Raw genomic sequence first — 12,191 nt, forward strand, 5'->3', positions numbered from 1 at the left:
CAGACGATGCGTGCCGGCCCTTCGCAGGAGGACATCAGGCGCTACAACCTCGGCGCGCTGCTTCGCCATGTCCATCTGGGCGGGCCGATCTCGCGGGCCGAGCTGACCTCCAGAATGGGGCTCAACCGCAGCACCATCATGGCGCTGACCTCCGACCTCACCGCCGCCGGGCTGGTGCGCGAAGAGCTGCCGCGCGAGACCGGCCGCGCCGGGCGGCCCTCCCTGGTGGTGCGCCCCGAGTCCGCCCGCGTGTACGTGTTCGCCTTCGACGTCGGCCCCGACCGGCTGGCCGTCGCCCGCGTCGGGCTGGGCGGGGTGATACTCGACCGCAGGGAGACCACGCGCGAACGCGGCCCGTTCGACCTGGACGAACAGGCCGGGATCCTGGCCGGGTTCGCCAGGCAGATGCGGCGCAGGACCCGTCCTGACACCGTGTGCGTGGGCGCGGCGGCGGCCGTGTCGGGCGGGGTGCGCAAGGGCGACGGGGTGATCAGGTTCGGCCCGAACCTCATGACCGAGGAGGTGCCCTTCGGCGAGGAGCTGGGCCGCAGGCTCGGCCTGGGCCTGCCGGTCAGCGTGGGCAACGACGCGAACCTGGCGGCACTGGCCGAGCACAGCCGCGGCGTCGGCGTCGCCGTACGCGACCTCATCTACCTGCACGGGGACGTGGGCATCGGCGGCGGCATCATCGCCGGCGGCCACCTGCTCGGCGGCCACGACGGCTACGGCGGCGAGGTCGGGCACATGGTGGTCGACCCCGGCGGCCGGGCCTGCGGCTGCGGCTCGCACGGCTGCCTGGAGGCCGAGGTCGGCGAGCGGGCGCTGCTGGAGGCGGCCGGCCGGATCGGCACCGAGTACCCGGGCAAGGAGCCGCACGGCAGAGACGCGGTGCGTGCCGTGGTCGACGCGGCCGACCGGGGCGACATCGTCGCGCAGGAGGCGCTCAGCCGGGTCGGCGACTGGCTCGGGCTCGGCGTGGCGAACCTGGTGAACATCTTCAACCCGGAAATGGTGATCTTCGGGGGGATGTTGCGTGAGATCTATCTCGGCTCGGCCGCGCAGGTGCGCAGCAGGCTGGCGCTGCACGCGATGGCGCCGCAGCGGGAGCGGCTGCGGCTGCGCACGTCCGCGCTGGGCGACGACGCGACGCTGGTCGGGGCGGCCGAGCTGGCCTTCGCCCAGGTGCTCGCCGACCCGCTGGAAGTGCTCGCCCGCGCCAGCGGCTGATCCACGTCCGTGGATGAGCCGCGCCGGTGAACGGGCCGCGCCGGCGGGGTCAGGTGACCTTGGCGGGGGCGGCGTTCCAGGTGTCGCAGGCGTCCGGGGTCGCGCCGCGAAAGCCCTGGTTCTGCCAGTAGGCCAGGTTGCGCGGCCGGCCGTGGACCTCGCTCTCCTCCGCCATGCGCACCGCGCCGAGCCAGTCCCGCCAGGTGATCCCGGGCCGGATCGAACGCAGCGCGCTCGCGTAGAAGGCCCCGGCGAAGCACTCGGCCTGCATCTCCAGCCGGTGGCTGAGCGTGGTGCGCGCCGCGCCGGTGGCCCGCTGGTACAGGGCGTTCTGCGCGTCGAGCACGCCGGTGAGCGCCTGCACGTGGTGCCCCCACTCGTGCGCGACGGCGTGCGCGGCGTTCATCCTGAACGGGTCGCGCAGGTCGCCCCGGGTGATCCTGATCACGATCGTGTGCTGCGCCGGGCAGTACTGGGCGCCGGTGACGATCTTCCCGCAGACCGAGTCTCGGCCGGTGGTGACGTCCACCGCGGGCGGCCGGTAGGCCAGCCGGGCCGCGGCGAACCTGGCCGACCAGAACTGGTCGGCGCAGGCGGCCATCCCACGGTAGAACGCGCGGAACGAGGCCGCGCTGCCCGTCCTGATCGGGGGCACCCGGCAGGTCAGCGGGGCGGGCCGGGCGGCCAGCAGCGGCCGCCAGCCCTCCAGCCCGCCGGGCCTGGCCGCGGCGGCCGCGGCCGGGGACACCCCGGACGACAGCAGATCCGCGACCATGCACATCGCAGCGGCGATGAGGGGAAGGCGCACGGTCGCGGATCTCAGATCACGTAGCTGGCGGACGGACAGGGGCTAGCGGACCTTGCCCTTCGGCGCGGCCCAGGTGTTGCACGCGCTCGGCGACTCGGCGTCGAAGCCGCGCTGGAGCCACCACGCGATGTTGGCGGGCTTGCCGTGGATGCCGTCGTCGAAGCCGACCTGGGCGGTCTGCACGATGTACTTGAAGTCGAAGTCACGGCGGCCCAGCGAGTGCCAGACACTGCCGATGAACGCCCCCGACATGCACTCGGCCTGCAGCTCGACGCGGCGGGCCTCGTCGTAGATGCGGGCCTTGCTCTTGCCCTTGTACCTGTCGACGATGTTGAGCACGCCGGTCAGGTCCTGGATGTGGTGGCCGTACTCGTGCGCGATCACCGCCATCAGGAACAGCTCGGTCGGCTCCGACAGGATGTACGGGTCGAGCAGGAAGGTGATCTTCTTGTTGTTCGGGCAGTACACCGCCTGGGCGCCCCGGGGGAACTTGCCGCATCCGGTGGCCGCGCCGGGCTTGCTGATGACGCTGAACTTCGGCTCCTTGAACGTGAAGCCGGCCTTGGTGATCGGCTCGCGCCAGGAGTCGGCCAGGCAGTCGAGCAGGAACTCGAGGTACACCCGTGCGCCGTCCAGGTCGTCGCGCTGGAGCGGCTGCTCCTCGCACGTCTCGGTGCCCAGCTCACCCGTCTTGTAGATCGGGTTCTTCGTCAGGACCGGGCTGAACGGATCCGCCGCGACCGGTGCCGCGTGGGCGGTGCCGGCGAACAGCACACTCGCCAGGGCGCCCGCGATGAGCGCCAATAGGGGGCTACGCATGGGTACGGAGCCTATTAGAGGAGGAGCAACTGGTAAAGCTGGGGTAAAAGAGGTCGATCCACGGTCAATCCACATACCGGGCCGGTGAGGACCAGGTGTTGCACGCGCCCGGCGTGCCGCGCGAGAAGCCCCGGCTCATCCAGGCCGCCTGCGTCTCGCCCTTGCCGTGGTCGTTCTGCGGCCAGCCCTTGGCGCCGTTCTTGCGGAACCAGTCCACCGTGTAGTCCCAGTCGGCGGGGGAGACCAGCGGGGTGTTCCTGATCGAGCTCATGAACACCGCGGAGAAGCACTCGGCCTGCAGCTCCGAGCGCCGCGACAACTGCAGTTTGGCGGTCTTGCCCGCGCTCGCCCTGGCCGTCCAGTAGTAGTTCCAGATGCCGGAGACCTGCTGGACGTGGTGGCCGTACTCGTGGGCGACCAGCCGGGTGATGCCGAGCGGGAACGGGTTGCGCAGCTGCTCCCTGCTGATCATCAGGTACATCGTGCGGTCGCTGGAGCAGTAGACGCCGTCCGCGCCGGTGTTCCACGAGCCGCACGCGGTCTTCACCCGGCTGGTGATGATGCGCAGCTTCGGCTTGGTGAACGGCAGCCCCGCCCGGCGGAACTGGGTGGCCCAGGCCCGGTTCAGGCAGGACGTCACGCGGGTCAGGAACCGCTTGTAGGCGATCATGCTGTTCGCCGGCAGGTCGCCCGGCGAGCAGTTCGGGCTGCTCAGCCGGCTCGTCTTGTACAGCGGATTGGCGGTGGCGACCGCCCTGCCCGGCGCGCCGGTCTTCTTCCCCGACGTCGCGCCGCCGGCCTCGCCCGGCGGCGACTCCGCCTGCCGCGCCTCGCCGACGGCACCGCCCCGCGTGGTCGTCGTCGCCACGCCCGCGAGTGCGAGCACCACACCAGCGATGGCCAGGGCCAGCATCAGCCCGACGACCAGCAGGGTGGCGACCTTACTTTTGGGGACGGTGTTCATAGGTAACGCAAGACTAGGTCAAGATCTGACATATGTGGGTGTAGTTGACTCGATGGAGTCAGTGGGGCCCTGGCGAACTAGACTCGGGTAGTCGGCGAACAAAAGCAGAGGGGAGTCCGATCCGTGAGCGGGTTGCTGGGCTCGATCAAGGGACCGCACGACGTCAAACGGCTCAACGCGGAGGAGCTGCCGCGCCTGGCCGGGGAGATCCGCGATCTGCTCGTTGACTCGTGCGCCAGATTCGGCGGCCATCTCGGGCCCAACCTCGGGGTGGTCGAGCTCACGATCGCGCTGCACCGCGTCTTCGACTCCCCGAACGACCCGATCATCTGGGACACCGGCCACCAGGCGTACGTGCACAAGCTGCTCACCGGCAGGGCCGCCGGCTTCGAGGCGCTCAAGCAGGAGGGCGGCCTGTCCGGCTACCCGAGCCAGGCCGAGTCCGAGCACGACTTCGTGGAGAACTCCCACGCCTCCACCGCGCTGTCCTACGCCGACGGCCTGGCCAAGGCGTTCAAGCTGCGCGGCGCCCGCGGCCGCACAGCCGTCGCGGTGATCGGCGACGGCGCGCTGACCGGCGGCATGGCCTGGGAGGCGCTCAACAACATCGCCGCGATCAAAGACCTGCCGGTCGTCATCGTGGTCAACGACAACGGCCGCTCCTACTCGCCGACCATCGGCGGCCTGGCCTCCCACCTGGCCAAGCTCCGCGTCACCCGCCGCTACGAGGACGTGCTCGACTTCGTCAAGGAGAAGATCGGGAACGTTCCCATCGTCTACGACGCCCTGCACGGCATCAAGAAGGGCGTCAAGGACGTCATCGCCCCGCAGGTGATGTTCGAAGACCTCGGCCTGAAATACCTCGGCCCCATCGACGGCCACGACGAGCAGGCCATGGAGGCCGCGCTGCGCAAGGCCCGCGACTTCGGCGGCCCGGTCATCGTGCACGCGCTCACCCAGAAGGGCCGCGGCTACACCCCGGCGGAGAACCACGACGAAGACCAGTTCCACTCGCCCGGCGCCTTCGACCGCGCCACCGGGGCCGAGAAGCCCAAGGGCCGCATCTGGACCAACGTGTTCAGCGAGGAGCTGGTCCGGCTGGGCAAGGAGCGCGAAGACCTGGTCGCGATCACCGCGGCCATGCTGCACCCCACCGGGCTCAACGCCTTCGCCGACGCCTACCCCGACCGCATCTACGACGTCGGCATCGCCGAGCAGCACGCGCTGACCAGCGCGGCCGGCCTGGCGCTCGGCGGGCTGCACCCGGTGGTCGCCGTCTACGCCACGTTCCTCAACCGCGCCTTCGACCAGCTCCTCATGGACGTCGCGCTGCACAAGCTGCCGGTCACCGTGGTCCTCGACCGGGCCGGCGTCACCGGCGACGACGGCGCCAGCCACAACGGCATGTGGGACCTGTCGATCCTCCAGGTCGTGCCCGGGCTCAGGATCGCGGTGCCGCGCGACGGCGACCGGCTGGCCGAGCTGCTGGGCGAGGCCGTCCAGGTCGACGACGCGCCCACCGTGCTGCGCTTCCCCAAGGGCCCGGTGGCCGAGCCGATCGAGGCCGTCGGCAAGCTGGGCGACATGGACGTGCTGCGCGCCGGCGACGCCGACGTGCTGCTGGTCGGCGTCGGCCCGATGGCGCACATCTGCATGGACGCCGCCGTCCTGCTCGACGCGCACGGCATCTCGGCCACCGTGGTCGACCCGCGCTGGGTCAAGCCGCTCGACGAAGCGCTGGTGCTCGCGGCGAGCGCGCACAAGCTGGTGGCCGTGGTGGAGGACAACGGGCGCGTGGGCGGCGTCGGCGACGCCGTGTCCCGCCTGCTGCGCGACGCCGACGTGGACGTTCCGGTGCGGACGTACGGCGTGCCGCAGCGCTTCCTCGACCACGCCAAGCGGGCGGCCATCCTCGGGCAGGTCGGGCTCACCGGGCAGGACCTGGCCCGCCAGATCACCGAGGCGGTCGCCAAGCGCAGCGGCTCCTCCATCGAGCACGCCCCCCACTGACCGGGGTAAACGGTCCTCGGGCCGTGATGGTCAGTGGTGGCGGTTGCCGTTGATGAGTCTGCGTACTCCGTAGGTGATCGCCACCACGATCAGGGCCAGCGCGGCCAGCACCGGCAGCAGCAGTTCGGCGTGCCGCCGCACCACGCCGCCGGCCACCGCGCCCAGCGTCACGTACGTGCTCACCCACGCGGTGCTGCCCACCGTCGCCCACAACATGAACCTGCGGTACGACATCCCGACCGTGCCCGCCACGGCCGGGGTCAGCGCGTGCAGCACCGGCACGAAGTACGCCAGCGCCAGCGCCCACCCCGACCGGTCGAGCAGCCGCTCGGCCTTGCGCCAGCGCCGCTCGCCGATGCGCCGCCCCAGCCGGCCGTGCCGTAGCCGGGCGCCGTACCTGCGGCCCAGCCAGTGACCACCCGACGCGCCCGCGAAGCAGGCCGCGATGCCCCCGGCGATCAGCACCAGCGCCTCGCCCACGCTGTCCGCGGTGGCCCCCGCGAGCAGCAGCAGCGTGTCGCCCGGCGTGATGAGCCCGACTCCGACCGAGGCGTCCAGCGTCAGGAAGATCAGCATGATCGGGAGCACCACGCCGAGGTCCTGCCTGGTGACGAAGTCGAGCAGGTCGTTGAGCATGATTTCCCCCTGCTACCCGCCGACGACGGCTTCAGCGGAAAAACGCATGATCACGAACAGTGTGGGAAGGATCGCTGGGCGTGGACATCTTTCGCACGAAGAGTGTCGAGCAGTCGATTCGCGACACCGAAGCCCCCGAGCACCAGCTGAGGAAGCGCCTGACCGCCGTCGATCTCACCGTCTTCGGCATCGGCGTCATCGTCGGCACCGGTATCTTCGTGCTCACGGGCCAGGTGGCCAAGACCATGGCGGGTCCGGCGGTGGCGATCTCGTTCGTCGTCGCGGGCGTCGTCTGTGGCCTGGCGGCCCTGTGCTACGCCGAGTTCGCCTCCACGATCCCGGTGGCCGGGTCCGCCTACACCTTCTCCTTCGCCACGCTGGGCGAGTTCCCCGCCTGGATCATCGGCTGGGACCTGATGCTGGAGCTGGCGCTGGCCGCCGCCGTGGTGTCGGTCGGCTGGTCGGGCTACTTCGCCTCCATGCTGGAGTCGGTCGGTGTGCACCTGCCGGCCGCGCTGGCCGGCGACGATCCGGTGGTGAACCTGCCCGCGGTGCTCATCGTGCTGCTCCTGACGATCGTGCTGGCCGTGGGCATCAAGCTGTCCTCGCGCGTCAACCTGACCCTGGTCATCGTCAAGATCGCGGTGGTGCTGCTGGTCATCGTGGCCGGGCTGTTCTTCGTCAAGGGGCAGAACTACTCGCCGTTCATCCCCGAGCCGGTGCCGCTGCCGCCCGGGCAGGGCATGGAGGCGCCGCTGATCCAGGTGATGTTCGGGATCACGCCGGTCGCGTTCGGGGTGATCGGCATCTTCTCAGCCGCGGCGATCGTGTTCTTCGCCTTCATCGGCTTCGACATCGTCGCCACCGCCTCCGAGGAGACCATCCACCCGCAGCGTGACGTGCCGCGCGGCATCCTGGGCTCGCTGGCCATCTGCACCGCCCTGTACGTGGCCGTGTCGGTGGTCGTCACCGGCATGCAGCGCTACAGCGAGCTGAGCACGGCGGCGCCGCTGTCCGACGCGTTCACCGCCGTCGGCTACCCCTGGCTGGCGACGATCATCAGCGTCGGCGCGATCGCCGGTCTGACCACGGTGGTGCTGGTGCTGCTGCTCGGCCAGACCCGGGTGATGTTCGCGATGTGCCGCGACGGGCTGCTGCCGCGATCGCTGGCCAAGGTGAGCCCGCACTACGGCACGCCGGCCAGGCTCACGGTCATCATCGGGCTGGTGACGATGGCGCTGGCCGGGTTCGTGTCGTTCGGCGAGCTGGCCGAACTGGTCAACATCGGCACGCTGTTCGCGTTCGTGGTGGTCTCGATCGGCGTGGTCGTGCTCCGGCGCACCCGTCCGGACCTGGAGCGGGCCTTCCGCGCCCCGCTGGTGCCGGTGCTGCCGATCGTGTCCGTGCTGGCCTGCGTCTACCTGATGCTCAACCTGCCGGTGCAGACGTGGATCCGCTTCGTGGTCTGGATGGCCATCGGGCTCGTCCTGTACTTCGCGTACGGCTACTGGAACAGCCGGGCGGCCCGGCGCGCGACTCACTTGCCTAAAGCTGACCTCTGAGCTTACGGTGTGCGCAATAATGCGCACCCACACCCCCCGGAGGCCAGCGCATGCGCAGACTCGCGTGCTGGTTAGCGAGCGCGGTGGTCGCCGCGTTCGGCGCCATCGCCCTGCCCGCCACCGCCCACGCCGCGACGCTCGACCCGTTCTCCGCGCTCACCGCGGAGAACGGCGTCTACACCGCGAGCGCGGGCAGCGCCAAGCTCAGAGTCACCTTCCAGAAGGACGACGTGTTCCGGGTCGAACTGGCCCCTGACGGCACGTTCACCGACCCGGCCAACACCGGGACCGGCTCGAAGATCATCGCCAAGACCGACTACGCGCCGGTGCCCAGCTCGCACCAGGAGTTCGACGACCGGTACGAGATCAGGACCGCCGCCGTCACGGTCAAGCTGGCCAAGAACCCGCCGCTGATCAGCGTCCACCGCGCCGACGGCAGCCTCGTCCTGGCCGAGAAGCAGCCGCTGAGCTGGGACACCGCGGGCACCAGGCAGACCCTCGCCCCCGCGCCCGACGAGCAGTTCTTCGGCGGCGGCATGCAGAACGGCCGGCTCAACCACACCGGCGCCGCCATCCGCATCACCAACGACTTCGACTGGGACGACGGCGGCAACCCCAACGCCGCCCCCTACTACGTCAGCAGCGCCGGCTACGGCGTGCTGCGCGACACGTTCGCGCCCGGCGGCTACGACTTCGCCCAGCCGGTCGTGACCACGCACCAGGAGCAGCGCTTCGACGCCTTCTACTTCGTCGCGCCCAAGGCGTTCGACCTGAAGACGCCGCTGGACCGCTACACCGAGCTGACCGGCCGGCCGATGATGCCGCCGATCTACGGCCTGGAGATGGGCGACGCCGACTGCTACAACCACTCCAGCCCGACCTACACCGGCACCAGGAACCCGGCCAAGTGGACCACCCCCGACGCGGTCAAGGTCGCCCAGGGCTACCTGGACCACGACATGCCGCGCGGCTGGATGCTGGTCAACGATGGCTACGGCTGCGAGTACCAGCAGCTCAAGGAGACCGGCGACGCGCTGCGCCAGCGCGGCATCGAGATGGGCCTGTGGACCCAGCGGGCGCTGACCAACCAGGAGTGGGAGGTCAAGGAGGCCGGGGTGCGCGTGCGCAAGCTCGACGTGGCCTGGGTCGGCGCCGGCTACCGGCACGCGCTGACCGCCTGCGACACCGCCGACCAGGGCATCGAGCAGCACTCCGACGCCCGCGGCTTCGTCTGGATGGTCGAGGGCTGGGCCGGGTCGCAGCGCTGCGCGGTGCAGTGGACCGGCGACCACTACGGCACGCTCGACGCGATCCGCTGGCAGATCCCGGCCATCACCGGCGCCGGGCTGTCCGGCATGCCGTTCACGGCCGGCGACATCGACGGCATCTTCGGCGGCTCGGGCCCGTCGTACACGCGTGACCTGCAGTGGAAGGCGTTCAGCCCGGTGCTCATGTCGATGTCCGGCTGGGCCGCCAAGGACAAGCAGCCGTGGACGCAGGGCGAGCCGTACACCTCGATCAACCGCAAGTACCTCAAGCTGCGCGAGCGGCTGCTGCCCTATCTCTACACCTACGCCGCGCAGGCGCACAGGACCGGCGCTCCGGTCAACCGCGCCCTGGTCATGGAATATCCGGCGGACAAGGCCACCTGGAACCTCAAGGACCAGTTCCTGGCCGGCCGCGACTTCCTGGTCGCGCCCGTCTACCGGCCCGGCGACGTACGCGACGGCATCTACCTGCCGGAAGGCCGCTGGGTCGACTACTGGACCGGCAAGGTGCACAACGGCCCGGCCACGCTGAACGGCTACCACGCGCCGCTGGACACGCTGCCGGTGTTCGTCCGGGCCGGGGCGATCGTGCCCATGTACAAGGCGGGCATCAACAACCACTCCGAGGTCAGGGCCGAGGACCCGCTGACCCTGGACGTCTACCCGCTCGGCGACTCGTCCTTCGACCTGTACGCCGACGACGGCAGGACCAGGGCGTACGCGGCCGGCCAGAGCGCCACGCAGCGCTTCACCGTCGACGCCCCGGACAAGGGCGTCGGCACCGTCAGGATCGGCATCGGGCCGATCGAGGGCGCGTACGCCGGCAAGCCGGCCGCGCGGCCGTACGAGCTGAACGTGCACACCGGGCGCGCGCCCGCCGTGATCCTGCACGGCAAGCGCCCGCTGGCGAAGATCGGCAAGGCCGCCTACGAGAGCGGCCAGACCGGCTGGTACGCCGACGGCACGCTGGTCAAGGCCCGCATCCCGGCCGTGGCCGCCACCGGCTCCGCCGAACTGGAACTGGTCGGCGCGGGCGTGGTCGGCGGGCTGTTCCCCGGCGACACCGACGTCACGCTGACGGCCGAGCTGCCCGCGCTGATGACGCCGGCCACGTCGGTGACCGTGCCGGTCACCTTCACCAACCGGACCGGGCTGCCGGCGCGCGGCGTCGAGCTGGGCCTCACCGTGCCCGACGGCTGGACGGCCCCGGCCGCGGTGAACGCGGGCATCGTGCTCGACGGAAAGTCCGTGACCAGGCAGGTCGAGGTCCGGGTGCCGGACGAGGCGACGCCGGGCGCGGTGACGCTGATCGCGACCGGGTCGTACCGGGCGCACGTCGACCGGCAGGAGGTCACCGCGGCGCTGGCGTCGCGGGTGCCGTACAGGTCGCTGGCGGCGGCGTTCAACAACGTGGGCGGCAGCGACGACGCCGACACCACGAAGGGGAACATCGACGGCGGCGGCTCCAGCTTCTCGCGGCAGAAGCTGGCCGCGATCGGGCTGACGCCTGGCGCGAGTGTGACGGCTCAGGGCGTCGCGTTCACCTGGCCGTCCGCCGAGGCCGGCAAGCCGGACAACGTGGCCGGTCAGGGCCAGACGATCGCGCTCACCGGCCAGGGCAACCACCTGGCCTTCCTCGGCACCGGCACCAGCGGCTCGGCGTCGGGCCCGCTGACCGTGCACTACGAGGACGGCTCGACGGGCACGGCCACGCTCGGGTTCGCCAACTGGTGCTGCCTCGACCCGGCCGCGTACGGCTCCAAGGTGGCCTTCTCCCACAAGGGCAAGAACACCGCGACCGGCCCCAACCAATACCCGACCACCGATTACCGCATCTTCTACCAGCAAGTCCGGATAAATCCGGAAAAGAAGGTGGTTGCGGTGACGATGCCGGACAACGGGGCCGTGCACGTGTTCGCCGCCACCACCGCCACCCTCACCCTGCCCGCCCCGCCCAAGGGCCAGGTCTGGGCCTCCGACCACCCGTGGCTGTCGGCCACCAACGGCTGGGGCCCGGTCGAGAAGGACCGCAGCAACGGCGAGAGCGGCGCCGGCGACGGCCGTCCGCTCACCCTGGGCGGCGTCGTCCACGACAAGGGCCTCGGCGCGCACGCCAAGTCCACCGTGTCGTACTTCCTGGGCGGCGCCTGCACGTCCTTCACCGCCACGATCGGCGTCGACGACGAGATCCCCGGCTACGGCTCGGTGGTCTTCGCGGTCGTCGCCGACGGCGAGCAGGTCTACCGCTCGGGCACCCTGACGGGCGCCTCGGCCCCCGTCGAGGTCACCGCCGACCTCAAGGGCGCCCAGTACGTGGACCTCGTCCTGGAGGACGCCGGCAACGGCAACGCCGGCGACCACGGAGACTGGGCGGCGGCCAGATTCACCTGCTGACACGACCGAGGGGATGGGCGTGAAGCCCATCCCCTCAGGAGAAGACCTCGCTCAGAGCGAGAGCAGCGCCCCGGTGCGCGCCTTCATCAGGCACTCGTTGCCGAAGATCGTGGCGTACCGCACCGGCTTGCCGCGCCACATGCCCGCCACGACGACGGCGTGCGGCGTGAGCTCCTTCGTGCAGACCGGCCGGGGGTTGACGTTGACCTTGGCCGGGTCGCCCTTCGCCTTGCGCAGCAGCCCGCACGCCGCCTTGGCGGCCGGGTGGGTGCCGCCGTCGGGGTTGCAGTAGAGCCAGTCCGTCTTCGTGGTTCCGTTCTTCACCGCGACGACGACCTTGAGCTTGGCCTTGGGCTCGGCCGCCGCGATCGCGGGAGGGGACGCCGCCGCGAACACGAAGGCTCCACAGAGCGCGAGGGTGCTGAGTGATCTCATCATGATTACTCTCCGTTCGTGGGACGGCACCACACGCTACGGAGGCGGAAGTCACGAACGAGGGTCAC

General features: G+C 70.8%; 9 protein-coding genes. 4 read left to right on the forward strand and 5 right to left on the reverse strand.

Annotated features, from left to right (window positions below):
• Positions 1 to 6: 6 nt before the first annotated feature.
• Positions 7 to 1,227: an ROK family transcriptional regulator gene (locus tag HII36_RS03950; protein WP_173521639.1), complete on the forward strand. Its 1,221-nt coding sequence runs from the start codon at positions 7 to 9 to the stop codon at positions 1,225 to 1,227.
• Between the two features lie 49 nt (positions 1,228 to 1,276).
• Here the strand turns inward: HII36_RS03950 and HII36_RS03955 are convergent, their stop codons facing one another.
• The 3 genes from HII36_RS03955 to HII36_RS03965 form a co-directional block, all read right to left on the reverse strand.
• A complete protein-coding gene (locus tag HII36_RS03955; RefSeq protein WP_173521640.1) occupies positions 1,277 to 2,035 on the reverse strand; it encodes a neutral zinc metallopeptidase in 759 nt (252 codons plus the stop codon).
• A gap of 42 nt (positions 2,036 to 2,077) precedes the next feature.
• Complete coding sequence (locus HII36_RS03960; protein ID WP_173521641.1) at positions 2,078 to 2,854, reverse strand: neutral zinc metallopeptidase; 777 nt, start codon at positions 2,852 to 2,854, stop codon at positions 2,078 to 2,080.
• Positions 2,855 to 2,918: 64 nt separating this feature from the next.
• Positions 2,919 to 3,818 carry a neutral zinc metallopeptidase gene (locus HII36_RS03965; protein WP_236003172.1) on the reverse strand — a complete coding sequence of 300 codons (900 nt, stop codon included), beginning with the start codon at positions 3,816 to 3,818 and terminating at the stop codon, positions 2,919 to 2,921.
• Between the two features lie 132 nt (positions 3,819 to 3,950).
• On the opposite strand from HII36_RS03965, the gene dxs reads away from it, so the two are divergent.
• Positions 3,951 to 5,828, forward strand: coding sequence for a 1-deoxy-D-xylulose-5-phosphate synthase (dxs, locus tag HII36_RS03970; protein WP_173521680.1), 1,878 nt, complete (start codon positions 3,951 to 3,953; stop codon positions 5,826 to 5,828).
• A 30-nt stretch (positions 5,829 to 5,858) separates the two neighbouring features.
• Here dxs and HII36_RS03975 read toward each other — a convergent pair whose 3' ends face one another.
• Positions 5,859 to 6,464, reverse strand: coding sequence for a DedA family protein (locus HII36_RS03975; protein ID WP_173521642.1), 606 nt, complete (start codon positions 6,462 to 6,464; stop codon positions 5,859 to 5,861).
• Positions 6,465 to 6,544: 80 nt separating this feature from the next.
• Here HII36_RS03975 and HII36_RS03980 point away from each other — a divergent pair, with 80 nt between their 5' ends.
• Positions 6,545 to 8,026, forward strand: a complete 1,482-nt coding sequence (locus HII36_RS03980) for an amino acid permease (RefSeq protein WP_328807578.1) — start codon at positions 6,545 to 6,547, stop codon at positions 8,024 to 8,026.
• 50 nt (positions 8,027 to 8,076) lie between these two features.
• Positions 8,077 to 11,688 (forward strand): NPCBM/NEW2 domain-containing protein, encoded by a 3,612-nt coding sequence (locus tag HII36_RS03985; protein WP_173521643.1) that lies wholly within the window; start codon positions 8,077 to 8,079, stop codon positions 11,686 to 11,688.
• 51 nt (positions 11,689 to 11,739) lie between these two features.
• Here the strand turns inward: HII36_RS03985 and HII36_RS03990 are convergent, their stop codons facing one another.
• Positions 11,740 to 12,126, reverse strand: a complete 387-nt coding sequence (locus tag HII36_RS03990; RefSeq protein ID WP_173521644.1) for an SSI family serine proteinase inhibitor — start codon at positions 12,124 to 12,126, stop codon at positions 11,740 to 11,742.
• Between the last annotated feature and the right edge of the window lie 65 nt (positions 12,127 to 12,191).

The organism is Nonomuraea antri (assembly GCF_013283785.1).
GTDB classification, from domain to species: Bacteria; Actinomycetota; Actinomycetes; order Streptosporangiales; family Streptosporangiaceae; genus Nonomuraea; species Nonomuraea antri.